Raw genomic sequence first — 26,149 nt, 5'->3', positions numbered from 1 at the left:
TTAAGCACAGTGAGTCATATTTTAACAGATACATATAACCGAAAACATACCTACCTTCGCATTTCTTTAACCGAACGTTGTAATTTACGATGCACCTATTGTATGCCTTCCGAAGGCATCCAATTGTCGCCTAAATCTCACATTATGACATTTGATGAAATATATGCCATTGCCAAATCCTTTGTTGATCATGGTGTAACAAAAATAAGACTTACAGGAGGCGAGCCTTTGATTAGAAAAGATGCGCACATTATTTTAGAAAAACTTGCTTCCCTTCCAGTGGAGCTAGCTATTACCACAAATGCCGTAAATGTTGAACGTTATATCGATACTTTAAAAGCCTGTAATGTTAAAACTATTAATGTAAGTTTGGATTCTTTAAATGCCGAAAAATTTAAGGATATAACTCGGCGTAATTATTTTGAAAAAGTTTACAATAATATTTTACTTCTTATTGCTGAAGGATTTAAAGTTAAAATTAATGCGGTTTTGATCAAGGGGTTTAATGATAACGAAATTGTCGATTTTATAAACCTTACTAAAACCCTATCTGTTACTGTGCGGTTCATTGAGTTTATGCCTTTTGATGGTAATAGATGGGATATTAAAAAAATGGTCTCGTTAAAAACCATTCTAGACATCACCACTAAACAATTCTCAAAGGAAAAACTTGTGAGGTTAGAAGACGCTCAAAACGACACGTCAAAAAATTATAGGATAGAAGGTTATAAAGGGTCATTTGCAATTATAAGCTCAGTTACCAATCCGTTTTGTGATTCATGTAATCGATTGAGGTTAACGGCAAATGGTCATCTAAAAAACTGTCTATTTTCTTCTAAAGAATCAGACCTTCTCACCACTTTAAGGCAAGGGGAATCTATAGATCCTGTTATTAAAAAAGCCATACGTCTAAAGGCAAAAATGAGAGGTGGAATGGATACTCTAGAAAAATTAAAAACACCAGATCTGCATTCAAATAACAGAAGCATGATTACTATTGGTGGATAATAGCATTCATGCTTCTAAATTTAGGAGCAAACCTTTCAATCTAACGGTTCACTAATTGTTGGCGCTCGAAAAAAGTGTTGGTTTAATCACAACCATCACCCAACCCCAATTATTAGTATTTCCATCGGTATTTCCTTTTAGGATTTCCATACCTTCAGACTCAAATAAGTGAGAATAACCAGCCTTTAAAGTCACAAATTTTTGAATCTTACATGAGTAGACCAAATCTATCTCATTCCCAAATTGTTTCTCACTATAATCGGCAGCAGCAGAAAAATTATGAAGTGCTACCCTTAGGTTAGATTTCGAATTAAGTTTGAAATTAGCAGCTGCATATATATCTAGTAGCCCTACATTGTTTTGGTGATTACCAACATAGAAATAATCCATGAGGCCATTAAATTTATGATTGGTTCCATAAAACGGATTAAAGGCATTGTTATCACCATTAGTAGGTGTACCATTATCATTCCCACTAATTAACTCACCTCCAAGTGTTAGTCCAATTCTATCAGAAGCCTTATAATTGGCTTCTAATGCCAAGAGGTATGCACTCAAATCGTTATCAAACATATCTTTACCAAACTGATAAAATAAATTTGCAACTAAACCAATTTTTCCCTTTGTCCTTATATGCGTTCCTATGGTTTGGCTATAGCGCGTTTCATTATCGTCTGAATTCATATCATCAATATATTGCAACCCATTATTTAAAAGCAATAAGCTTCCAGAAACACGATCCCAATCTTTATGCAACCATGCATACTGAAACGCTTTATACGTATTAGTATTTAAAGTCGTTCCTGTTAATGCTTCTCCATCTTGATTGAAGGCAAAACCGAAATTCATTTTAAACCTATCTTTTTGATACTGAACCAGGGCAGCATCATGACTTCTAGCTTGTTGCGCCCATTCTACGTTTCCAAAAATCCGACTGTCATCATATATAATTTCTTGTCGTCCAAGTTTTAAAGCCCAACTTGTATCTAAGGCAATTCTGGCCCAAGCTTCATGCACAGAAAATCCATTTCTATCTGCACTGTTTAATTGAGGTACATCACCCCATACTCTAACATCTTGCATGCTTAAATAAATATCTAATTTTTCCATGACATAAGCCGCATTCAATCGCGTTCGTTGTGATACAAAAGCAGCAGGGTCTGCATCATCGGGAAACAGTGTTTTAAAACCATGTCTGTATTCAAATCGAGGTCTAATCTCGGCATCAATTTTCAATTGTGCATATGTAGTTATAGTTGCTAATAAAAAAACAACCACGAAAATCTTTTGTAATTTCATCATATCTTTTGGTTTAATTCTATAATAAAGTGCTTTGCACTACAAAAATAAACTCATAATACTTGTTTAAACATGATTTAAGTCATCTTATCGAAAGATTTTTTGAATTGAATGTATAGAATAAAACAGTATTTTAGTAAATATTATGCTATAACTTCCATGACTCACGAATTTAAAAACATTGTCTATAAAGCAAAAGTCAACCAACAGAATGGGCTAAAAAACGTACTAGCCACTGTTGTCTTTCTTGAAGGCTCATCCTACAGAAAACCCGGAGTAAGAATGCTCATTTCAGAGAACGGAAGCATGGTTGGAGCAGTAAGCGGAGGTTGTGTTGAAAATGAAGTTAAAAGGCGAGCTCAATCTGTTTTTAGAGATGACAAGCCAAAAATCATGACCTACGATGGACGTTACCGATTAGGTTGTGAAGGTTTACTTTACATCCTAATTGAACCCTTCTATATTACTGATAGTTTCTTTAAAGCATTTCAAACCCAATTAGAGTATCGAAATACGTTTAAAATTGACTCCTATTTTAAAAAAGAGGATGACGTCTTTGGTGACTTTGGAACCATTATACAATTTAATGACAACTCTAAATTCATGTTTAGAGAAACGTTCAAATCTCAAGATTCAAAAACAATACAAGTGTTTTCTCAAGAACTAAAGCCTAGTCTAAGATTACTCATTATTGGTGGTGAGCACGACGCAGTAAAACTCTGCACGATAGCCAATTCATTGGGATGGGAAATTGATATTATAACCTCTATCAAAGACCCTAAATCGCTCTCAGATTTCCCTGGTGCCAAATCAGTCACTGCCCAAACTCCTGAAATTGTCGATTTAAAAATTGATAATGAAACGGTTGTGGTATTAATGACTCATAATTACGTTCTTGATTTAAAATATCTTATCAAACTAGAACCTTTACAACCAAAATATATTGGTATCATTGGGTCGTCTAAACGTCGTAATCAACTTCAAAATGAACTTCTCAATTATGTTTCAGAATTATCAGAAGAATTTTTAGAAACGATTCACAGTCCGGCAGGTTTACATATAGGTGCCATTACTCCCGAAGAAATTGCATTGTCTATTGTAGCTGAAATTTTAGCTATTGTCCGAAGAACAGAAGTCATGTCTTTAAGCGTTTTTGCTAATAAAACTCAAAAGCAAAAATGAATGTAGCTATTCTGTTGCTAGCTGCTGGTAATTCTCGTCGAATGGGTACCGCAAAACAGTTACTTCCTGTTGGTAGCACAACACTTCTTGGACACTCCATTGATTGCGCCATACAATCTAATGCAAATAAAATATATTGCATACTTGGAGCACATGCCAACGATATAAAAGCGTCCATCCCAATGCAACAAATTGAGGTCATTATAAATGATAATTTCATGGATGGACTGAGTTCAAGCATTAGAGCTGGAATACATCACATTAACCACTTGAACTTTGACGCTGTTTTAATCATGTTAGCAGATCAACCTCTAATTGATTCTAAATACCTCAATATTTTAATACAAGGATATATTAAAAACCCTACTAAAATTTTAGCTTCAGATTATGGAAACGCCATTGGTGTTCCTGCTATATTTCCGAAGAAATTTTTTAAGCAACTTATAGAGCTTAAAGGAGACAATGGCGCAAAAAAAGTCTTAAACCATAATAGTAATGAGATTATTAAAGTTAAATGCAATGCACTACTAGATATAGACACCAAAGAAGACTACCTTAATTTCTTAAAATCATTATAAAAAATTAATAGACGACAATATTCAAGTAAATATTTTTTAACTTTAGCTAAATATCAAGTTCTATGGCAAGTTATAATTTAAAGGTTAACGGAAAATCGGTTAACATAAACGTTGATGATGACACTCCATTACTATGGGTGCTTCGTGATGAACTCAATTTAGTAGGCACCAAATATGGTTGCGGAATTGGTCAATGTGGAGCATGTACTGTGCATTTGGATGGCGTTGCTATAAGGAGTTGTTCTGTTCCTATATCTAGTTTAGAAGGCTCCAACATCACAACCATTGAGGGTCTAGCAAGCGACAAACTGCATCCTGTGCAAGACGCTTGGAAAGAACTTGACGTCCCTCAATGTGGTTATTGTCAAGCAGGTCAAATGATGACTGCATCTTCCTTTTTAAAACAAAACCCAAACCCTAATAATGACGACATTAGAAATGCTATGAATGGTAATCTATGTCGATGTGCTAGTTATAATCGAATAGAAAAAGCAGTTGCTCTGGCTGCAAAAAAAATGTCTTAAGCTAAATAATCATGAAGAATCAAAACAAAATTACATTTAGCAGACGAAATTTCATTCGTACTTCTGCATTAGCTAGTGGCGGAATTTTAATTGGATTCAATTTCTTTACTTCTTGTAAAGAAGCTACAGCTCCTCCAGTTGATATTGCTCAGCTTAACTTTAACGACTTTAATGCTTTTATTAAAATTGCAGATAATGGTTATGTCACCATTTTTTCTCCGAATCCTGAAATCGGACAAGGTGTAAAAACGTCCATGCCTATGATTATCGCAGAAGAACTAGACGTACCATGGGAACATGTTTCTGTTGAACAAGGGGCTTTGGACACAAACAACTTTACGAGACAAGTTGCAGGAGGTAGTCAATCTATTAGATTTGGATGGGATGCTCTACGTGAAACGGGAGCTACAGCCAAACAAATGCTTGTGAATGCTGCTGCAGCAAAATGGGGAATTGACGCTTCTTCTTGTTCTGCATCAAATGGTGTAATTACTAGTCCAACAGGGGAAACTTTGGGATATGGAGATGTTGTTAATGACGCTGCTCAACTCGAAATTCCAGAGAATGTATCATTAAAAGATAAAAAAGATTATAAGATTATAGGAAAGGATGCTACCAACGTTGATATTGATAAAATAATATCAGGAGCGCCTCTTTTTGGTTTAGATTATACAGCAAACGATATGGCTTATGTCTCTGTATGTCGACCTCCTGCCTTTGGACAAAAGATAGGTTCTTATGACGATACTAAAACCAAAGCAGTTAATGGTGTTTTAGACGTCGTAAAGTTTGGCGATAAGATTGCTGTTCTTGCATCAAACACTTGGGCTGCCATGAAAGGGAAAAAAGCACTGGATGTACAATGGACAACTGATGAAACTTTAGAAAGCACTTCAGATCATGATACTAAATTAAACGCTATTCTTAACGGAAAAGATTTGGATGTACGCCGTGAAGACGGGAATGTAAAAAAGGCATTTGCAGAAGCAGATAAGATATTAGAACGCACTTATGAATCTCCCTTTTTACCTCACAATTGTATGGAACCCATGAATTTCTATGCTAACGTTTCTAACGACAAAGTGCATTTGGTAGGACCAATTCAAACTCCTGCTGGGACTGCGAGACGAATAGCCAATTTAATAGGTCGAGAAGAGAAAGACATTCATCTAGAAATGACACGAATGGGAGGCGGATTTGGTCGTCGTCTTTATGGTGATTTTGCTTTAGAAGCTGCTGAAATTTCCAATCTTACAAAAAAGCCTGTAAAAGTAATTTTTTCTAGAGAAGATGATATGGCTGCTGGTATTTATCGACCAGCAATAAAGTATAGAATTTCTGCATCACTTAAAGATGGAAAAGTAACTGGCTATCATTTGAAAGAGGCTGCAATCAACAGCAATATGTATGGGTTAATTCCACACTTTTTCCCTGCTGGTGCTATTGAAAACTATAAAGTTGAAACAGGTAATTATCGAAGTAATATAACCACAGGAGCATGGAGAGCTCCTTATACTAACTTCCTTGCTTATGCAGAGCAGAGTTTCTTTGATGAGCTTGCCGAACTTCTGGAAACAGATCCAGTACAATTACGTTTAGATTTACTTAAAAACGTAAAAGACGGAGAAGATCCTAACATTCAATATTCGGCAAAACGTATGACAGACACTATTAAACTTGCCGCAGAGAAAAGTAACTGGGGAAAAACTAGAGAAGGTGTTTATCAAGGGTTTGCAGCATATTACAGCCATAATACACATGTAGCGGAAGTTGTAGATATTAGCTTGAAAAATGGATATCCTTCAGTAGAAAAAGTTACTGTAGCCGTCGATTGTGGTATCGTAGTAAATCCTACAGGCGCTAAAAACCAAGTTGAAGGAGGTGTTATTGATGGTATTGGACATGCTATGTATGGTGATTTTTCTTTTGAAAATGGAAAACCACAAGATGTAAACTTTAATACATATCGCTTAATTAGAATGAAAGAAACGCCAATTGTACACACCTATTTTGTGGAAAACAATTTATCACCAACAGGATTAGGTGAACCTGGACTTCCTCCAGCTGGTGGAGCTTTAGCCAATGCTATAAAAGCAGCTACAGGACAATTGCTCTTAAAACAACCTTTTATAAGTGTATTAAGAAAACATGAAGCCAATTTGAAAGCATAAACATTACACCTTAACACGAAAACATGAAGCCATCATCTTATATAATTCTGGATGCTTGCGTTTCATAAGTTTTGGGTTTTCAAAAAAATACTCTGAAGCAACAGCAAAAAATTCGGATTGCTTGGTACCTCCATATGCTCTAATATCAGATTTGTCCTTATTAATGGCCTCCATTTCATCATGTACCAATTTCAACCATGGAATCGCATAACTGTTTTCCAATAATATCTCTGGGACGCCATCAATTTTATCATCCATTTTATCAATGAGATGTACAAACTCATGAATAGCAGTATTGCGCTTATCATTCGAATTTTTAAATCCATGGTATAAGGCTTTTTTAGAAAGAATCATTTTACCTTCCAAACGCCCAGTTCCAACAACACCAGCAATTCGCCTTGATTTGCTCTTATGAGAAAATTCAAAATCCTCATTAAAATTATCAGGATATAGAATAATGCCACTCACAGTAGGATAATACCATTCTTTAAACGCAAACACTGGAATTACTGCACTTGCGGCGATTAAAATCTTATCTAACTCCACAAGTTCAACATCAACACTATCAATATAAACCTCGCTTAAAAACTGCATCATTCTATCTTGAAAACGTCGCTGTTCCTTTAGATCAAGGTTTTTATAAAATTTTACTTCCTCTAATAAAATGGAATGCCAATGTGATGGAAACCGCTCTGCCTTTTTAGAATTCATTTTGTAAAATACATATCCAACAAAAACTAAAAGAGCTATAAAGATTATAAAATAGAGCATACAAGTAGATTGAAATTTAATTTAGGATTCTAAACTAATCATTTTGAAGAGAATTCATCTAAAATCTGATAAAAAATCTATATCTTTTCAGTATATAACCAATTCAAAATGAGCATGTCATATATAGATTTACACTGTCATCCCTCATTAAAACCTTTTGGAAAGAGTTTTAAGTACAACCCAACAAAACAAAACGCCCAACACAGTGGTCGTAAAAACTCTATTTGGCATTATAGCCCGCCAAATTTCCTCGAGCGCCAAGTCAATAAAATATTAACACTTACTAAATTCACGCAAACCGATGTTACAGCAATTGCTAAATCTAAATGCGATATTATGGTTATTTCATTATATCCATTTGAAAAACACTTTCTCAAAGAGAAAATATTAGGTTTCAAATTCGTCTCAGATTTGCTTGTAAACTTAGCGGCAGGTGTTAGTCAAAAACGTATTGACAACCTCAGGAATCATAACAGTTATTTTCAGGATTTAAATGACGAATACAACTATTATATGCAACGGCATAATTTCGCTCAAGTCATAGATGGCGTTACCTATACGTATCGTTTGGTTAGTAATTATACTGAAATTTCAACTCACAAGAACACCTCAACCGATACCAGAAAAATCATAAGCCTAGTGCCTACAATAGAAGGTGGTCATGCCTTTGAAACTGGACTCGATAAGGATAAAGACACCGCTAATGAAGCGACGGTATTAAATAATATCGACACCGTAAAAAATTGGGACCATAAACCATTTTTTTTGACCTTAGCTCATCATTTTTATAATGAAATTTGCGGCCATGCCAGAAGCATCAATATCGGATTGATAAAGAAAAACCAAAATCGTGGACTCAACGCAGATGTTACAGATCTTGGTTTAAAAGTTATTGATAAACTGCTTGACAATTCCGAAGGAAAGCGCATCCTTATAGACATTAAACATATGAGTAAAGCGTCTCGAAGCACATATTACAATTTGCTAGAAACCACCTACTCAGATCAAGACATTCCTATCATTGTAAGTCACGGTGCTGCCAATGGAAAACGCTCAATTTCAGAACCTAACACCTCAGATACGTCATTAAGCAGATACTTTAGAGAAGATGATATTAATTTTTATGATTCAGAAATCTTGCGTATTGCAAAATCAAAAGGTATTTTTGGATTGCAGTTAGATGAACGTCGCGTTGCTAGTAAAAAAGCAATTAGAAGTTCGAGAATTTATTGGCCAAGTAAAAAAAGACGTTACAGAAACAAATCCGAATTAATCTGGAGACAACTCCAGCATATTGCAGAGCTTTTAGATAAAAATGGTTTATTTTGTTGGGAAACAGTAGCAATAGGATCAGATTTTGATGGTATTGTAAACCCGATAAAAGGACTATGGACTGCCGAAAACATAAAAGATATTAAACCCTATCTTATTGAAAAAGCACAAGATTATCTCAATGCAAATGCTTCAAAACTGCAAGCTCGAAATCAAATTTCGGCTAATGAAATCATCGATCGTGTGCTATTTATAAATGCTAACGAATTTTTGAAACAACACTTTAATTAGAGTTTCAATTCTTCCGAAGAAAAACAGAAAACGACATATATGACAGATAAAGAAAAATTCATGAAAGAAGCAGTAAATGCTGCCTTAAAAGGAATGAATAACAACGAAGGAGGTCCATTTGGATGCGTCATTGTTAAAGACGGAAAAATTGTTGGGCGAGGCAACAATAAGGTCACTTCAACCAATGACCCAACTGCTCACGCCGAAGTAACAGCCATTAGAGACGCTTGTAAAAATCTTGATTCATTTCAACTAGAAGGCTGTGAAGTGTATACCTCATGCGAGCCTTGCCCAATGTGTTTAGGAGCTATCTATTGGGCACGACCAGATAAAGTATATTATGGAAGTAACCAAATAGATGCCGCAAACATAGGTTTTGATGATGCCTTTATTTATAAGGAAATTCCATTACCTTATTCTGAAAGAAGCATTCCATTTAAACAATTGGCTCGCGAGATTGCCTTAGAACCATTTCAAGAATGGACTAAAAAAGAAGACAAAACCGAATATTAATAATGATCACCTTTATTCTTAATAACAAAACGATAAGTACCTCAGAACATTCTGGTATGACACTATTAGACTTTGTTCGCTATGAGCAGCGTCTAACGGGAGCTAAAATTGGTTGTCGTGAAGGTGATTGTGGTGCTTGTACTGTTTTAGTTGGCACACTAGAAAATGACCATATAGACTATCAAAGTATTACGTCATGTATTTCTCCTTTAGGAAATGTTCATGGTAAACATATTGTAACAGTTGAAGGTACAAATCTTCAAAACAAATTAACGACTGCTCAAGAGGCCATGAAGGCAAATTACGCCACTCAATGCGGATTTTGCACTCCAGGATTTGTAGTTGCACTTACGGGTTTTGCCCTTTCTAATTCTGAAAAAAATTATACTAATGCTCTTAATGCCATTAGTGGAAATATATGTAGATGTACGGGCTACAAAGCCATTGAAAAAGCAACACAACAAATGGTTGAAACTTTGAAAAACTACAAAATAGATTCAGATTTCAATTGGCTCATAGAAAACGGATTTATTCCGGACTATTTTAGAACGATTACTAAACGGCTTCAAGATCTAGAAGTTAAAGACAAGGAGCAGTTTGAAGGGAAATTTGTTTCAGGTGGTACAGATTTGTATGTACAACAAGCCGATTACTTAACAGACAATCCTGTACATCTTATTGCTAGAAAAAACTTCCTAAAAGGTATTTCCATAGAAAATGGTATTTGTACGATTGGCACAAATTCAACGGTTTCAGATTTATGGAATCACCAAGAAGTAAACACTTATTTCCCTAACCTTAAAAAGCATTTGAAATTAGTGTCTTCAGAACAAATAAGAAACATGGCATCTTTTGGGGGAAATTTGGTTAACGCCTCTCCTATTGGAGATATGACCATTTTCTTTTTAGCGCTTAACAGTGATATTGAAATAATGGATTACAACAGAAACGAGCGCTCACTCCCTCTTAAAAAATTCTATCATGGCTATAAGAACTTCGATTTAAAAGAAGGCGAACTATTGAAAGCCATTCGTTTCAAATTGCCATCAAACGGGTCTATTTTTAATTTTGAGAAAGTTTGCAAACGTACACATTTAGATATTGCTAGTGTCAATTCTGCCATCCATATGTCTGTAGATAATAACAACTTTACAGAAACACATATTTCTATAGGAGGTGTCGCAGCCATTCCCAAATATTTGCACAATACATCTCAATTCTTAATAGGAAAATCGTTGTCTCCAGAGACTATAATTAAAGCTAGCGAAGTACTTCAAGATGAAATCTCACCAATAAGTGACGTTCGTGGTTCAAGTGATTATAAACGCTTATTGGCAAGACAATTATTTTTTGCTCATTTCACCACGCTTTTCCCTGAGACATTCACAATAAATGATTTTATAGAGCATGCATAAACACAAATCAAATCCCATATTAGATGCTAAATTAGATGCTGTTTCTTTATCTATAAAACAGAGCATTAAAAACTTAGATTCGTTTACTCATGTTCGTGGTGAGTCATTATATGTTGATGATGTTAATATAAGACAAGGCACATTTCATGCAGTTGTTTTTGATGCACCAAAAGCACATGGCCACATAAAACATATAGACTATTCTAAAGCTGAAGCCTTAGAAGGTGTTGAACGCATTTTTACTTACAAAGACATTCCTGGAAAAAATCAAATTGGAGGTATTATTCCAGATGAACCATTATTTGCAGAAGATGACATCCATTTTTGGGGAATGCCAATTGCTTTAATTGTTGCCGAATCTGAATTCATTGCTAGAAAAGCTAGAGCCTTAATTGAAATCGATATTGAAGAATTACCAGTAATTACTACTGCAAAACAGGCTAAGGCAAAAGGAAGTTTTATCAACGCACCTAGATCTTTTAGTTTAGGTGATTCTGAAAAGGCTTTCAAAGATTGTGAATATGTTTTTGAAGGTGAAACATTTTCTAACGGACAAGAACATTTGTACATCGAAGCTCAGGGAGCGTATGCTGAACCCCTAGAAAATGGAAACATAAAAATCACCTCATCAACCCAAGGACCAACAGCTGTACAGAAAACAATAGCTCAGGTTTTAGGAGTAGCTATGCATAAAATAGAAGTAGATGTCACCAGACTTGGTGGTGGTTTTGGAGGCAAAGAAGATCAGGCAACACCTTGGGCAGTAATGACGGCTCTGGCAACCTTTCATTTAAATCAGTCTGTAAAATTAATTCTAAATCGCCATGATGATCTAAGAATGACTGGAAAGCGTCATCCCTATGAGAGCACTTATAAAATAGGCTTATCTAAAGATTTAAAGATCATGGCTTATGAAGTTGAGTTCTTACAAAACTCAGGAGCAGCTGCCGATTTATCTCCGGCTATTGCAGAACGTACATTATTTCATGCTACGAATAGTTATTTTGTGCCACATGTTAAAACTACCGTAATTAGTTGCAAAACCAACTTACCGCCAAATACAGCTTTTAGAGGATTTGGAGGACCACAAGGTATGTTTGTTATCGAATCTGCAATTGCCAAAGCTGCCTGTGAAATTGGCGTACCTGCAAGAGTTATTCAAGAAGCAAATTTGTTAGATGAAAATGACACATTTTCTTATGGTCAAGTGGCAAAAAAAGTAGAGGCTAAAAATACATGGAGTTCTGCTACAGAACTATTCAACATCACCCTTTTAGAACAAGAAGTAGAAACATTCAATGCCAATAATTCTAACTTTAAAAAGGGATTAGCCTTGATGCCAATCACCTTTGGTATTTCATTTACCAATACACCTATGAATCACGCACGTGCGCTGGTACATATTTATCTCGATGGCAGTATTGGAATTAGCACTGCAGCTGTTGAAATGGGTCAAGGTGTAAACACTAAAATGATGCAAATTGCTTCAGAGGTGTTTTCTATTCCAATAGAAAAAATTAAAATCGAAACTACAAATACAACAAGAGTTGCCAACACGTCTCCTTCTGCTGCCAGTTCAACGGCCGATTTAAATGGAAAAGCAACTTTAAAAGCGTGCAAGGCTCTCCTTAAACGTTTAATAAGTGTGGCTTCAGAAGATTTGAACATTTCAGAAGAACACATACAATTAAAGGATGAGTATGTCTATACACATGGCGAAAAGTCAAATTTATCTTGGACAGAACTCATTAGCAAAACGATGTTAAAACGTGTTGCTTTGACAGAAAATGCGCATTATGCTACGCCAGAAATCCACTTTGATAAAACTAAAGAAAAAGGGCATCCTTTTGCTTACCATGTTTATGGAACGGCCATTATTATCGTTACAGTAGATTGTACTCGTGGAACTTACGAGTTTGATGCTGTTAAGATTGTTCATGATTATGGAAAAAGTATGAGTGAAGGTATTGACCTTGGACAAGTTGAAGGGGCTCTCGCTCAAGGAATTGGTTGGATGACTATGGAGGAAATCGCATACAATGATGAAGGGCGTTTACTATCAAATGCGCTATCAACCTATAAGATTCCAGATTTGTTTTCTGTTCCTAAAGAAGTTGAAGTCCTCCCTGTAAAAACGGACGGACATGAATTAGCAATTTTAAAGTCGAAAGCCGTAGGTGAACCACCCTTAATGTATGGTATAGGAGCATACTTTGCGCTTCAAAATGCCATAAGAGCATTTAACCCTAAATACGATTTAAAATTTCATGCACCTATGACACCAGAAAAGGTGCTTATGAGTTTATACGAAAACAAATGAAATAACGCGATGGACACTCAAATAAACGAAAACATCTTTGATACTTTTCCTGAGCTTGAGAGTGAACGACTCTATTTTACAAAATACAAACTAGAGTATGCCGAAACACTTTTATTTATGAGAAGCCATAAAGCTGTTTCTAAATATATGGACACCGAAATACCAGTAAAAATTGAAGACACCGAAAAGAGAATTAAAGGATACCACGCCGCATTTAAAGAAACAAAAGGTATTACATGGGCTATTGTAGACAAAGAGAGCCATCAATTGATTGGTGATTTCGGTATCTGGAAAATTGACAAACATAATTCTAGAGGAGAAATTGGTTATATTTTACATCCCAATTTTTGGGGTAAAGGCTATATGAGAGAAACCTTCGATACATTGATTCGCTTTGGGTTTCGTGATTTAAATTTGCATAGCCTTGAGGCCAATGTTAATATAGAAAATGACAATTCTAAAGCGCTGTTGCTCAAATTTGGTTTTAAGCTAGAAGCCCGTTTTAGAGAGAACTTTTATTATGATGGTCGCTTTTTAGACAGTGAGATTTACTGTTTGTTACAATCAGATATTACATAATTAATGACAGAATTTTTAATATACAGTAAACGCTGCTTTCTACTTGATGCTTTTCAAGAGGCTACCATCCACATTAAAAATCAGAAAATTCTTGATATCAAGAAAGGTTATCACACTAGTGCATCTATTCCATTTTTAGATTACCAAAATCTCATAGTAATGCCAGGAATAATTGATGCACATGTTCACATCAACGAACCTGGAAGAGAAAGCTGGGAAGGTTTTGACACAGCCACAAAGGCAGCAGCTGTTGGAGGCGTAACAACCCTTATTGAGATGCCATTGAATGCAAGCCCTGTAACAACAAATATAAATGCGCTTCATCAAAAATTAGAATCATCAAAAAATAAACTTCATGTAAATTGTGGCTTCTACGGCGGCACAATACCAACAAATAAAAATGACATAGAAGGTCTTATAAATGCCGGAGTTTTTGGGATTAAAGGATTTTTAACACCTTCAGGAATTGATGAGTTTCCTAACGTCACTAAACTAGATTTAGAAGCAATTGCTCCTGTTTTAAAAACACACGATATTCCTTTACTGTTACATTGTGAATTAACAGACACCAAGGTTCCAGAAGTCACAAACGCTAAAAGCTATCAAAGCTATTTAAACTCTAGGCCTCAGCACTGGGAGACCAATGCTATCGCATTAGCTTTAGATCTTCAAAAAAAGTTTGACATCAAAGTACACATTGTACATCTGTCTGCTTCTAAGGGCATTGAACCTATTAAAGAACGTTTAAACGAAACTAATAAGTTAACCGTTGAAACATGTCCGCATTACTTATTCTTTAATGCAGAGACGATTCCTGATGAATCTCCAATTTATAAATGTGCTCCACCAATACGAGAAAGTGCAAATAATGACAAGCTATGGGATTTTTTACTTGATAATGGCTTTAGCTTTTTAGGATCAGACCACTCTCCTGCTCCACCTGAGCGTAAACAACTAGAAAGCGGCGATTTTTTTAAGGCTTGGGGTGGAATTTCTGGATTACAATTTACACTACCTATCCTATTTTCAGAAGGACAAAAAAGAGGGTTACAGTTAGAAAAATTAATTCCATTAATTACACGAAAGCCTTCAGAATTTTTAGGAATTAATCAGAAAAAAGGAACATTAGCACCTGGTTTAGATGCAGATATTACTGTTTGGGATGATACCCAACAATTTACCATTTCCGAAGCTAGTATCGAACACAAACACAAAGCAACTCCCTACTTAAACCACAGGGTTTTTGGAAAAGTAATTCATACATTTGTTAATGGTGTTCACGTCGTTGAAAACTCAAAACTCAAAACACTTAATCAAGGAAAAATATTATTAAAAGATACATGATAGAAGAACGATTAAAACAATACACAGATCTTGCATCAGAGAAAATTGGAGGTCAAGTACTATACTGTACTGACGATTTTTTTGCTGAAAAAGAAAACCTAATTAAAGAAGGCCGAGGCATTTTTATTGCCGATAAATATACAGATCGCGGAAAATGGATGGACGGCTGGGAATCAAGACGTAAACGTACTTTGGGTCACGATTGGGCCATTTTAAAATTAGGCGCTGAAGGAAAAATTAGAGGTTTCGATATTGACACTAATCACTTTTTAGGAAATCACCCGCCTTATGCTTCTGTTGAAGCCATATATTTGGATGAGGATATTTCAGATTGGAGTCAGGCCGATGATTTAACTTGGGAAGAAGTGCTTCCAAAATCGCCTTTAGATCCAGGGAGTCAACATTTTTTTGAAATTAACTCAGAAAAAGTCTTCACACATGTTCGTCTACATATTTATCCAGATGGCGGAGTTGCGCGATTTAGAGTATTTGGAGAGGTTTATAAAGATTGGTCCAAAGTGAATTCTGAAGAATTAATTGATTTAGTGTTAGTTAACAACTGTGGAAAAGCATTACATTGTAATGATATGTTTTTCAGTATTATGGATAATCTTATTTCTCCAACCACAGGAAAAAACATGGGAGATGGTTGGGAAACAAAGCGTAATCGCACACCTAATAACGAAGATTTTGTAATCTTAAAGCTAGGTCATTCTGGAATAATTCATAAAATTATTGTCGACACGAAACATTTTAAAGGTAATTACCCAGATTCTTGTGCCATTGACGTATGCTCATGTACTAATGATGCCGATGTTTTGAGTGGTAGTCATAAATGGAAACCGTTGTTACCTCAACAAAAACTTGGAGCTGATCGTGAACATCATTTCGAAAAAGAAATTTTGAAAACCGAACAGCCTATTACACATGTTAAATTGAAAATATATCCTGATGGAGGCATTAGTAGGTTGCGTATTTTTGGAACCATTAAATAAATTAAATGATTGAAGTAATTATACTTATAGCTTGGCTTGTTATTTTTTCGGTAATAGTAGCTGTTACTTATAAACTACGTCATTCAATTAAAGTGTTAAAAGCCGAAGGAAACGATGAGAAGGCAGACGCTATTCAAACATCTCAAAATTGGTTTTATGCTCTAATCGTTATAGCTTCTATTGGAGGTATAGGCATTTTATATATGTTCCTAAAAGGAACTATTTATGAAAGCCACTTTTTCGAGTGGCTAAATTTAAGTGTTCGATTAATCCATATCACCTTTGGTATTGCTTGGATTGGTGCTTCTTTTTATTTTGTATTCTTAGAAAATGCCTTGAATAGAACAGAAAATGTAAGAGACGAGTTAGCCGGTAATCTTTGGGCTGTTCATGGTGGCGGTTTTTATTATGTTGAAAAATACAAATTGGCTCCTAAAAAAATACCTAAGCACTTGCACTGGTTTAAATATGAGGCTTACTTTACTTGGTTATCTGGATTTTGTTTACTCTCTATCGTCTATTATTTTAATGCAACCTCGTATTTAATTGATCCAGAAGTATTAGATATTTTACCATCTACAGCGATAATAATTAGCATTAGTTCTTTAATTATTGGCTGGATATTATATGATCAAATTTGTAAACGACTTAGCAATAATAAGGTCGTATTTACTTTGGCAATAACAGCATTGGTATTTTTGTTTGCATGGTTTTATGCACAAGTATTTAGTGGTCGTGCAGCATATATTCATTTTGGAGCTTTTCTTGGAACTTTGATGGCAGCAAACGTATTTTTTGTCATTATTCCCGGGCAGAAACGCATGGTAGCTGCTGCGAAAAAAGGACAAATGCCCAATCCTGCTGATGGTAAAGCGGCATTTCTACGTTCTTATACTAATAATTACTTTACACTTCCTGTATTGTTTGTAATGATTAGCAATCATTTTCCCAGTACTTTTGGAAACACTTATCAATGGATCGTGCTTATTGGCATCACCCTAGGAACTGCTGGCGTAAAACATTATTTAAATCTTAGAGAAAAGGGGGAGCTTTCGGTTTGGGTCATGCCAATTGCAGTAGTTATTTTGTTTGGCGTTGCCTTTATGACCGCTCCAACACCTCCAAAGTATGAAAACTGCCAAGAAATTGTTTCCTTTACAGAAGTTCAAACTATTATTAACAACAGGTGTACTACTTGCCATTCATCAAACCCAACAGATGCCGTTTGGAAAGTAGCGCCTAATGGTGTAAAATATGATACAGCTGAACAGATTTATAGTTTGCGAGACAAAATCTTCCAACGTGTAGTAGTGAGTAAAAATATGCCGTTTAACAACAATCAAACTGGTATGACACAAGAAGAACGCGATATGATAAATTGTTGGATCAATCAAGGCGCACCAAAATAAAGATTATGATAACACTAAATCAACTTAATTCACTTTCAGATCAGGAAGCATTTTCTAAACTAGAACAATGTTGCGTTTCTAAAACTTGGGTTAATAAAATGCTCCAAAGCAGACCCTTTTCTTCGGAAAATGAACTTATTGAAACAGCGGCTTCAATTTGGTACAACCACTGTTCCATTGATGATTTTAAAGAAGCCTTTACCGGTCATCCAAAAATTGGAAATATAGACAGTTTAAAAGAAAAATTTGCACACACTTCAGCTTGGGCTGGAAACGAACAATCTAAAGTATCTGAAGCTAGTTTAGACGTCATTGAAGCATTGGCTAAAGCTAATGAAGATTATGAAAACAAGTATGGATATATTTTCATTGTAAGCGCTAGTGGAAAATCTGCCGAAGAAATGTTAGCCATCATAAATGCGAGATTGGATCATAAGCCGGATGATGAAATTTATGTTGCAATGAATGAACAACATAAAATCACAGCAATTCGTTTGGCGAAACTTATAGAAAGTGTTCCTCAGAATGCTAATTTAACGAGTCATTTAACAACACACGCCTTAGATACATCTATTGGTATTCCTGCAAGCCATATGCTCATCGCGCTAAAAGGTTTACGTGATAATCAATGGAAACCTATGAGTGTAGGTATCACTAACAATGATGGTCGTATTTCAGATGTGTTACCACCTGGTAGATTTTTAATTCCTGGCATTTATACGATGACCTTTAACACAGGTAACTATTATAAAAACAATAATCAAAATGGCTTTTATCCTGAGGCTTCAATACAATTTGAAGTTACCGATGGTAGTCATTATCATATTCCATTATTAATTAATCCTTTTGGGTATTCAACTTACAGAGGGAGTTAGTATTAAACATTTATTATGAATTTAAGTATTTCAGAAGATAAAAAAGCACATATTTTTGACGATTTAAAAACAGCTAACCTGACATTTAATAATATTTATCGTGGTGATAGAGAAGACAGGCAGCCCATTCATACAGTTTATGGTGGCGCAAATCTTTTTAAGTCTAACACCACTCAGGTTCTGGGTAGTATTGCTTTAAATTCACTATTGCATTATGCTCCTAATTTTATCGAATTTGGAAAAGCCTTTAAGTTAAAAGGAAATAAAAAATTGCCTTCAAAGGCTAAAAAGCAAGAAAAACTCATTAAAAAACTAGAAGGATTAACGCCAGATGAATTAAAACAACATCCTGCTGGATTTTCATATAGAATCTATCAGAAGGTTATTGCTAAGTTAGAGCGTGAAGGTGTTGAAGATTTCAGAATTGATTTTGAAGATGGCTTTGGAAATCGTTCGGATAAAGAAGAAGATGAAACTGCTATTTTTGCAGCTGAGCAAGTCGCACAAGGTATGAAAGACAACACGCTTTCGCCATTTATTGGTATACGTATCAAACCATTCACTGAAGAATTAAAACACCGTGGCCAAAGAACACTCGATTTATTCTTAACAACACTACTTACTAAAACTAACGGAAAATTACCAGATAATTTTGTGGTGATGTTGCCTAAGGTGACTATTCCTGAGCAAATCATAGCCTTAGTTTCCTTTTTTGAAGTTATAGAGGGTGTTTTTAACTTAGAATCTGGCACTCTAAAAATGGAAATGATGGTAGAAACCACGCAGTCCATTATGGATCATAATGGAACAAATCCGTTATTTAGATTTATCGCTGCTAGTAAGGGTAGATGTATTGCCACCCACTTTGGAACTTATGATTACACAGCTTCTAACAATATTACTGCATCTTACCAGGAGATGGATCATGACGTTTGTGATTATGCACATTACACCACTAAAGTAGCCTTAGCCCATACAGGAATATGGTTATCTGATGGCGCTACTAACACAATGCCTATTGGACCTCATCGTGGTGACTTAAGCGAAGAACAAGAGCAAGAAAACAAAGACGTTGTGCATCGTGCTTGGCTTAAGGGTTATGGACATATTCGTCATTCTCTATACAAAGGTTTATACCAAGGTTGGGATTTAAACCCAGCGCAATTACCAATGCGATATACAGCTGTTTATGCCTTTTTTCTAGAAAGCTATGATGATGCCGTTTTACGTTTAAAAACCTTCGTCGAAAAAGCAGCTCAAGCCACATTAATTGGTGATACATTTGACGATGCAGCGACGGGACAAGGTCTCTTAAATTACTTTTTAAAGGCTTTAAATAGCGGCGCTATTTCTATAGATGAAGTTTTGGCTACAGGTTTAACTTTAGATGAGATTAGAACGCGATCGTTTGCGAAAATTTTAAAAGACAGGCGTGCAAAATTGAAGTAATATAGTACGAGTGCATTACAAAATGATATTATTACTCATTGTTGTAATGCACTTGTAATAACTGAGCAGCAACACTTATTGCTATTTCTTTAGGTGTATTACCTCCAACTTGTAATCCTATTGGGCACACCACATTACTCATACCTTCTTTTATATTCATATCTTTAATAAGCATATTATTGAAGCGAACACGTTTAGTTTTACTACCTATTAAGCCCAAAAACTTTGTTTTATGTTGCAAAGCCATAGCAATAATCTCAAAATCTATAGAATGATCATGTGTTAATATTAATACATAACAATTCTTTCCCCATTTTACTACATCTCTAAACGTCTTGAAATCGTCAATATTAACTTGTTGTAGATGAATACTTTTATCCAAAGTTGAATGCTCAAACCAATTATGTCGCGAATCAATAAGATGAACTTCAAAAGGTGTATCTACTAATATCTTGGCAATTTCATGTCCAATATGTCCTGCTCCAAATAAAAATAATTCTGGTGATTGATTCATAGGTTCTATAATAAATTCAACTTTTCCTCCACAGCATTGTTCAAACTCAGGCCCTAAGGTGTAACTCGATTCGATAATTTTATTCTCGCGTAGAGCATTAATGGCTTCATCGATAGCTAAGAACTCCAATTTCCCACCTCCTATAGTACCATGAACAACATTATCCTTGGTAATAATCATTCGAGAACCAACCTCACAAGGTGTTGACCCTAAGCACTTAGTAACGGTTACCAAAGCAATGGGCTCTTGTCGCTCTTTAAACTCTGATAATAATGCAATCCAGTTCTTCATTTTCTAATTAAAAGGAGGCTCTAAAAGTAAGACTTTTTTAGAGTAAACCATATTTAGATGTGGTCTTCAAAAATAAATTAGCATTCTGCTAAATTTTCTGTTAAGTTTGATAATTAATAGCGACTAAAATTCGGCATCTATTTTTAAGTACAGTACAATAACCCTTTGAAATTTTATAACATGTCAAAAACATATTACGATCCAGCAGATTTAAGGAAATTTGGAAAAATCACAGAGTGGAGCGAAGAATTAGGTAATAAATTCTTTGAATATTACGGAAAAGTTTTTGAAGAAGGTGCACTCTCAGCTCGCGAAAAGTCTTTGATTGCCCTAGCTGTTGCTCATACAGAGCAATGCCCATATTGTATTGACGCCTATACAAAAGATGGCTTGCAAAGAGGTGTTACAAAAGAAGAAATGATGGAAGCCATTCATGTTGGAGCTGCGATTAAAAGTGGCGCAACTCTTGTACATGGTGTGCAAATGATGAATAAAGTAAATAAACTAGACGGCTAATTGCAGATGACGAAATTAAAAACCCAATCCTTAAAAAAGAAAGGAAGCGACCTAGCGCAAAGTAATAGACAGTTAGAAATTTTGTCTAATGGAATTTTCCAAAATGGAGAGTTACCTACATTTAAAGATAAAATTTCAGAAACAAGTCAGTTTCCTTTAAAAGCTAAAAAACTTGAAATTTTACAGATTAACGTTGGTTATATGTGTAATCAAGTTTGCGAACATTGTCATGTTGATGCTGGACCAGATCGTAAAGAAATAATGACGCGTGAGACCATGCAACAATGCTTAAACGTCATTAAAAATTCTGGAGCTCATACTTTAGATTTAACTGGAGGTGCTCCTGAGATGAACCCAGATTTTAGATGGTTCGTAGAAGAAGCTGCTAAAGTTGGTATTAAAGATTTTATTGTACGATCTAATTTAACAATCATTCGTGCCAATAAAAAATATTACGACTTACCTGATTTCTTTAAAAAACACAATGTTCATGTTGTGAGTTCTATGCCACATTGGACACGTGGAAAAACAGACAAACAACGTGGTGATGGTGTTTTTGACAAATCGATAAAAGCATTGCAAGAATTAAATGCCGTTGGTTATGGTATGCCTGACAGCGATTTACGACTAGATTTAGTTTATAATCCTTCTGGTGCATTCTTACCTGGTGACCAAATGGCCATGGAAAAAGATTTCAAAAAAGCCTTAATGGAAGATTTTGGCATTCAATTTCATAATTTATTTGCCATTACGAATTTACCTATTTCAAGATTTCTTGATTATTTAATTGCTTCAGAAAACTATGAAGATTATATGTATCAACTTGTTGATGCTTACAACCCTTCAGCTGTTGCCAATGTTATGTGTACCAATACACTTTCGGTAAGTTGGGATGGTTATTTATATGATTGTGATTTTAATCAAATGCTAGAATTGCCCGTAAATAGTAAGGCCAAGCATATTTCAGAATTTAACGAAGAATTATTAGAAGGTCGAAACATTGTAATTTCTCAACATTGCTATGGTTGCACTGCTGGTGCAGGAAGTAGCTGTCAAGGTGTGGTAGCATAATATATGAATACTAAAACAGCCATATTAATCTTTGCAAATACTGCCGAATTTGAAGCCGTTAAAAAACCGTTTCAATCTTCGGAAACTTTATTTGATGCGCTAAACGCTCAAACATTAAAGATTGTACAGCGCTCTGGCTTACCTTATTTTCATTCTTCTGAAAAAAATCAAGTGGGCTCAACATTTGGTGAACGCTTTACCAATGCTATTGAGTCGGTGTATAAAAAGGGGTTTGATGCCGTTATTACTATAGGCAACGACACTCCATATTTACAAACAAATCACATCTTTCAGGCAGTACATGCCTTAGAGCAAAATGATATAGTTTTAGGTCCTTCAAAAGACGGTGGATTCTACTTAATGGGACTAAAACAATCTCATTATAATACCGAGACCTTTTTAAAATTACCATGGCAGACGTCTCGATTACATCGAAGTATTTCAAGATTAGTCCTTTTACAAGACATACAATTGTCTTATTTAGAAGCCTTGTCAGACATTGATACCGTTTCAGATATAAAAGCTGTAATTGATAATTTCAGAGCTATTTCAGTATGGATTAAGCAGCTTTTGAATACGTATATTTCAGTAGAAAAGAAGATCTATAACACTTCAATACATTTTATTTCAATATTAAGTAGAGACACTTATTTTAATAAAGGATCTCCTTATTCATTCTAAAAACATCAAACCTTTTACTTACTAAAATATCGCTCTTTTTTAACGAAGAAAAAGCGATTAAATAATTATAAATACAATTTGGGATTAATACCCAATAAAAATACAATTGAATTATGAGTTACCTAGAAACCACGCACGACGTTTATAAAGAAGCAGCTTTGACTCCAGATGTTGGATTATGTTGTACAACAAACCCTATTTGGGAATTACCAGGATTAAAAATCCCGAGAATTATGCAAGAAATGAACTATGGTTGTGGTAGTACTGTGCATGCAAGAGATTTATCTAATAACCCAAAAATGCTCTATGTTGGTGTTGGAGGTGGTATGGAGTTGTTACAATTCTCTTATTTTAATCGACAAAAACATGGGGTAATTGGCGTTGACGTTGTTGATGAAATGTTAGAAGCCTCACGTGAAAACTTTAAAATTGCCGAAGAACAAAATAGTTGGTTTAAAAGTGAATATGTAGATCTTAAAAAAGGAGATGCCCTTAATCTCCCTGTAGAAGACAACAGTATTGATGTGGCTGCTCAAAATTGCCTTTTTAATATTTTTAAAGCAGAAGATTTAAAACTAGCCATTGAAGAAATGTATCGTGTATTAAAACCTCACGGAAGATTGGTAATGAGCGACCCTACTTGTGAGCAACCAATGAATGAAACACTTAGAAATGACGACCGCTTGCGTGCGTTGTGTTTAAGTGGAAGCCTTCCTATTGCAGATTATGTAAAAGCGTTAACAGATGTAGGTTTTGGTACTATTGAAATTAGAGCGCGTAAGCCTTATAGAATTTTAAACCCAGAAGACTATCCAACCGATGAATTAATCTATATAGAATCTATAGAAGTTGCTGCAATTAAAGATCCAATGCCAGAGGATGGCCCTTGCATTTTTACTGGAAAAGCAGCTATCTATTTTGGTAAAGACGATTATTTCGACGACAAGAAAGGTCATGTTCTTTTAAAGAATCAGCCTTTAGCAATTTGTGATAAAACAGCGTCTGATCTTGCTAAACTTGGAAGACAAGATATTTTTATTAGTGAGTCTACTTTTCATTACGATGGTGGAGGCTGTTGCTAATTAAATAAACAGAATTTATTAATTAAAGTAGCTTCGTAATTTATGAAAAAAACATATTTATTTTTCATTGCATTATGTTTCATGATGCCCTTTGTAGGCGCTCAAGAAACTATTGATGATTTGTTGAAGCGCTATAACAAAAATAACATCCCGTATATTTCAGTACAAGAATTGGCTATGCCTAAAACCAATGCTATAGTTTTAGATGCAAGAGAACAGGATGAGTTTAATGTAAGTCATCTTAAAAATGCTATTTATGTTGGATATGACACATTTAAACTAAGTACAGTTGAAAAGCAAATTCCTAATAAGGATGAAGCCATAGTTGTGTATTGTACATTGGGTGTAAGGTCTGAAGTTATAGCTAATAAGTTAAAAAAAGCTGGATATACCAACGTGAAAAACCTTTTTGGTGGTATCATAGAATGGAAGAACAACAATTTTGATGTTTACAACACAAAAAATGCCACAACAGATAGTGTACATGTTTGTTCTCCTTTTTGGGGTAAGTGGTTAAAAAAAGGAAAAAAAGTATATCCGAAAACTAATGACTGAAAGCGCATTAATAATATTCACCAGAAACCCAGAATTAGGCAAATGTAAAACACGATTGGCCAAAACATTAGGTGATCAATCGGCTTTGGATATTTATAAATACCTCCTTCAGCATACAGCTAATATTGCTAAAAAAACTGAAGCTGATCGTTATGTTTTTTATTCTGAGAGCATTAATTACAATGATATTTGGAGTAATGATTTTTTTAACAAAAAACTTCAAAATGGCAGTGATCTTGGTATGCGTATGCTTAATGCTTTTAATGAACTTTTAAATTTAGGTTATAAGAAAGTTATTATTATTGGGAGCGATTTATTAGATTTAAACGAACGCGTCATAGCAGAGGCATCATCTGCGTTAGATTATCATGACGTGGTTATTGGTCCTGCCGAAGATGGTGGATATTATTTACTAGGCTTAAAAAAAATGTATCCAAAACTCTTTAAAAATAAAGATTGGGGTACTGAAACTGTTCGTCAAGACACGCTAAAAGATTTACAAAATAGTAATGTCCATTTACTAAAAGAATTAAATGATATTGATACTTTTGATGATATGAAACATTACCATCAACTTAAACAATTTTATAATACTCATGATTAAATATATTACCGAATCTTCAGATTATTTAAAATCAAAAGGGTTTGACAATCCTGAAATTGGAATCATTCTAGGAACAGGTCTTGGATTATTAACCGATGAAATTGATATCATTCAAGAAGTAAGTTATAACCATATACCAAACTTTCCAACAGCCACAGTAGAATTCCATAAAGGAAAACTAATTTATGGATTGCTCGCAGGAAAAAAGGTTGTTGTAATGCAAGGTCGTTTCCATGTTTATGAAGGCTATTCTCTTCAAGATGTTACTTACCCTGTTCGTGTTATGGAAAAACTTGGCATAAAAACCTTGTTAGTTTCTAATGCATCAGGTGCGATTAATTTAGAATTCAAAAAAGGAGAATTAATGCTTATTGACGACCACATTAATTTACAGGGAAGTTCTCCATTAGCATTTAAAGGTGTTGAAGAATTAGGTGAACGTTTCGCCGACATGAGTGCACCTTACAACCTTGAAATCAACGCAAAGTTTAAAGCGATTGCGACGCATCATAATATTAAACTACACGAAGGTGTTTATGCAAGTGTTGTTGGACCTCAATTAGAAACAAGAGCCGAGTATCGAATGCTTAAAATTATAGGTGCAGATGCTGTAGGTATGAGTACTGTGCCTGAAATTATAGTCGCCAATCATTTAAATATTAAAGCAGCAGCAATTTCTGTATTAACTGATGAGTGTGATCCAGATAATCTTAAACCTGTTGATATTGGCGAAATTATTGCCATGGCAGCAAAAGCTGAACCCGATATGATTACTCTATTTAAAGCGTTAATTACAGATTTATAATAAAAAAAGGCTTTACAATTTGTAAAGCCTTTTTT

General features: G+C 34.9%; 25 protein-coding genes. 22 read left to right on the top strand and 3 right to left on the bottom strand.

All coding sequences use genetic code 11. From position 1 onward, the window contains the following. The first annotated feature begins 9 nt into the window (after window positions 1-9). Window positions 10-1,008 carry a GTP 3',8-cyclase MoaA gene (gene moaA, locus Q0893_RS05955; protein ID WP_298900478.1) on the top strand — a complete coding sequence of 333 codons (999 nt, stop codon included), beginning with the start codon at window positions 10-12 and terminating at the stop codon, window positions 1,006-1,008. Window positions 1,009-1,059: 51 nt separating this feature from the next. On the opposite strand, the gene Q0893_RS05950 is transcribed toward moaA, so the two are convergent. Then, window positions 1,060-2,310: an alginate export family protein gene (locus Q0893_RS05950; protein ID WP_299273330.1), complete on the bottom strand. Its 1,251-nt coding sequence runs from the start codon at window positions 2,308-2,310 to the stop codon at window positions 1,060-1,062. Window positions 2,311-2,466: 156 nt separating this feature from the next. Here Q0893_RS05950 and Q0893_RS05945 point away from each other — a divergent pair, with 156 nt between their 5' ends. From Q0893_RS05945 to Q0893_RS05930, 4 genes are all read left to right on the top strand, one after another. Continuing rightward, on the top strand, window positions 2,467-3,489 hold the full coding sequence (locus Q0893_RS05945) for an XdhC family protein (RefSeq protein ID WP_299273327.1): 1,023 nt from the start codon (window positions 2,467-2,469) through the stop codon (window positions 3,487-3,489). Further along, window positions 3,486-4,067: a nucleotidyltransferase family protein gene (locus tag Q0893_RS05940; RefSeq protein ID WP_299273324.1), complete on the top strand. Its 582-nt coding sequence runs from the start codon at window positions 3,486-3,488 to the stop codon at window positions 4,065-4,067. Before Q0893_RS05945 ends, Q0893_RS05940 begins: the two co-directional genes overlap by 4 nt. 62 nt (window positions 4,068-4,129) lie before the next feature. Continuing rightward, window positions 4,130-4,591 carry a (2Fe-2S)-binding protein gene (locus Q0893_RS05935; protein ID WP_298900483.1) on the top strand — a complete coding sequence of 154 codons (462 nt, stop codon included), beginning with the start codon at window positions 4,130-4,132 and terminating at the stop codon, window positions 4,589-4,591. An 11-nt stretch (window positions 4,592-4,602) separates the two neighbouring features. Then, a complete protein-coding gene (locus Q0893_RS05930; RefSeq protein WP_299273320.1) occupies window positions 4,603-6,762 on the top strand; it encodes a molybdopterin cofactor-binding domain-containing protein in 2,160 nt (719 codons plus the stop codon). A gap of 3 nt (window positions 6,763-6,765) precedes the next feature. Here Q0893_RS05930 and Q0893_RS05925 read toward each other — a convergent pair whose 3' ends face one another. After that, window positions 6,766-7,533: a zinc-dependent peptidase gene (locus Q0893_RS05925; RefSeq protein ID WP_299273317.1), complete on the bottom strand. Its 768-nt coding sequence runs from the start codon at window positions 7,531-7,533 to the stop codon at window positions 6,766-6,768. Window positions 7,534-7,641: 108 nt separating this feature from the next. Here Q0893_RS05925 and Q0893_RS05920 point away from each other — a divergent pair, with 108 nt between their 5' ends. The 10 genes from Q0893_RS05920 to Q0893_RS05875 are packed head-to-tail and all read left to right on the top strand — an operon-like array spanning window position 7,642 to window position 19,995. Continuing rightward, window positions 7,642-9,096, top strand: a complete 1,455-nt coding sequence (locus tag Q0893_RS05920) for a membrane dipeptidase (RefSeq protein WP_298900486.1) — start codon at window positions 7,642-7,644, stop codon at window positions 9,094-9,096. Between the two features lie 39 nt (window positions 9,097-9,135). Continuing rightward, window positions 9,136-9,609 carry a nucleoside deaminase gene (locus Q0893_RS05915; protein WP_298900488.1) on the top strand — a complete coding sequence of 158 codons (474 nt, stop codon included), beginning with the start codon at window positions 9,136-9,138 and terminating at the stop codon, window positions 9,607-9,609. 2 nt (window positions 9,610-9,611) lie between these two features. Continuing rightward, window positions 9,612-11,024, top strand: a complete 1,413-nt coding sequence (locus tag Q0893_RS05910) for an FAD binding domain-containing protein (RefSeq protein ID WP_299273312.1) — start codon at window positions 9,612-9,614, stop codon at window positions 11,022-11,024. Continuing rightward, window positions 11,017-13,344: a molybdopterin cofactor-binding domain-containing protein gene (locus Q0893_RS05905; protein WP_299273308.1), complete on the top strand. Its 2,328-nt coding sequence runs from the start codon at window positions 11,017-11,019 to the stop codon at window positions 13,342-13,344. Before Q0893_RS05910 ends, Q0893_RS05905 begins: the two co-directional genes overlap by 8 nt. A 9-nt stretch (window positions 13,345-13,353) precedes the next feature. After that, the gene (locus Q0893_RS05900; protein WP_298900491.1) at window positions 13,354-13,923 is read left to right on the top strand and encodes a GNAT family N-acetyltransferase; all 570 of its coding nucleotides are present in this window, start codon (window positions 13,354-13,356) and stop codon (window positions 13,921-13,923) included. Window positions 13,924-13,926: 3 nt separating this feature from the next. Continuing rightward, window positions 13,927-15,267 carry an allantoinase AllB gene (gene allB, locus Q0893_RS05895; RefSeq protein ID WP_299273303.1) on the top strand — a complete coding sequence of 447 codons (1,341 nt, stop codon included), beginning with the start codon at window positions 13,927-13,929 and terminating at the stop codon, window positions 15,265-15,267. Next, a complete protein-coding gene (alc, locus tag Q0893_RS05890; RefSeq protein WP_298900493.1) occupies window positions 15,264-16,262 on the top strand; it encodes an allantoicase in 999 nt (332 codons plus the stop codon). The genes allB and alc overlap by 4 nt, the downstream gene beginning before the upstream one ends. A 5-nt stretch (window positions 16,263-16,267) precedes the next feature. After that, window positions 16,268-17,671, top strand: coding sequence for a urate hydroxylase PuuD (locus tag Q0893_RS05885; protein WP_299273299.1), 1,404 nt, complete (start codon window positions 16,268-16,270; stop codon window positions 17,669-17,671). Window positions 17,672-17,676: 5 nt separating this feature from the next. Continuing rightward, window positions 17,677-18,546, top strand: coding sequence for a 2-oxo-4-hydroxy-4-carboxy-5-ureidoimidazoline decarboxylase (uraD, locus tag Q0893_RS05880; RefSeq protein ID WP_299273296.1), 870 nt, complete (start codon window positions 17,677-17,679; stop codon window positions 18,544-18,546). Window positions 18,547-18,561: 15 nt separating this feature from the next. Further along, entirely contained in the window at window positions 18,562-19,995 is a 1,434-nt protein-coding gene (locus Q0893_RS05875) for a hypothetical protein (protein ID WP_298900496.1), read from the top strand. Window positions 19,996-20,026: 31 nt separating this feature from the next. On the opposite strand, the gene xdhC is transcribed toward Q0893_RS05875, so the two are convergent. Then, a complete protein-coding gene (gene xdhC, locus Q0893_RS05870; protein WP_299273292.1) occupies window positions 20,027-20,800 on the bottom strand; it encodes a xanthine dehydrogenase accessory protein XdhC in 774 nt (257 codons plus the stop codon). Window positions 20,801-20,980: 180 nt separating this feature from the next. Between xdhC and Q0893_RS05865 the strand changes: the two genes are divergently transcribed. The 7 genes from Q0893_RS05865 (at window position 20,981) to Q0893_RS05835 (ending at window position 26,114) form a co-directional block, all read left to right on the top strand. Then, the gene (locus Q0893_RS05865) at window positions 20,981-21,316 is read left to right on the top strand and encodes an arsenosugar biosynthesis-associated peroxidase-like protein (protein WP_008270413.1); all 336 of its coding nucleotides are present in this window, start codon (window positions 20,981-20,983) and stop codon (window positions 21,314-21,316) included. 6 nt (window positions 21,317-21,322) lie between these two features. Continuing rightward, window positions 21,323-22,387, top strand: a complete 1,065-nt coding sequence (arsS, locus tag Q0893_RS05860; RefSeq protein WP_298900498.1) for an arsenosugar biosynthesis radical SAM (seleno)protein ArsS — start codon at window positions 21,323-21,325, stop codon at window positions 22,385-22,387. Window positions 22,388-22,390: 3 nt separating this feature from the next. Beyond that, window positions 22,391-23,068, top strand: a complete 678-nt coding sequence (locus tag Q0893_RS05855) for a DUF2064 domain-containing protein (protein WP_298900499.1) — start codon at window positions 22,391-22,393, stop codon at window positions 23,066-23,068. Window positions 23,069-23,181: 113 nt separating this feature from the next. After that, entirely contained in the window at window positions 23,182-24,150 is a 969-nt protein-coding gene (arsM, locus tag Q0893_RS05850; protein WP_298900500.1) for an arsenosugar biosynthesis arsenite methyltransferase ArsM, read from the top strand. 42 nt (window positions 24,151-24,192) lie between these two features. Next, on the top strand, window positions 24,193-24,705 hold the full coding sequence (locus Q0893_RS05845) for a rhodanese-like domain-containing protein (protein WP_299273286.1): 513 nt from the start codon (window positions 24,193-24,195) through the stop codon (window positions 24,703-24,705). Next, window positions 24,698-25,309, top strand: a complete 612-nt coding sequence (locus tag Q0893_RS05840; RefSeq protein ID WP_299273283.1) for a TIGR04282 family arsenosugar biosynthesis glycosyltransferase — start codon at window positions 24,698-24,700, stop codon at window positions 25,307-25,309. Before Q0893_RS05845 ends, Q0893_RS05840 begins: the two co-directional genes overlap by 8 nt. Further along, complete coding sequence (locus tag Q0893_RS05835; protein WP_299273280.1) at window positions 25,302-26,114, top strand: purine-nucleoside phosphorylase; 813 nt, start codon at window positions 25,302-25,304, stop codon at window positions 26,112-26,114. Before Q0893_RS05840 ends, Q0893_RS05835 begins: the two co-directional genes overlap by 8 nt. Window positions 26,115-26,149 lie beyond the last annotated feature (35 nt).

The organism is uncultured Psychroserpens sp., from assembly GCF_947494225.1.
Lineage (GTDB): Bacteria > Bacteroidota > Bacteroidia > Flavobacteriales > Flavobacteriaceae > Psychroserpens.
Note: the sequence above shows the minus strand (reverse complement) of the source record. Positions and strands in the feature narration are given on the sequence as shown.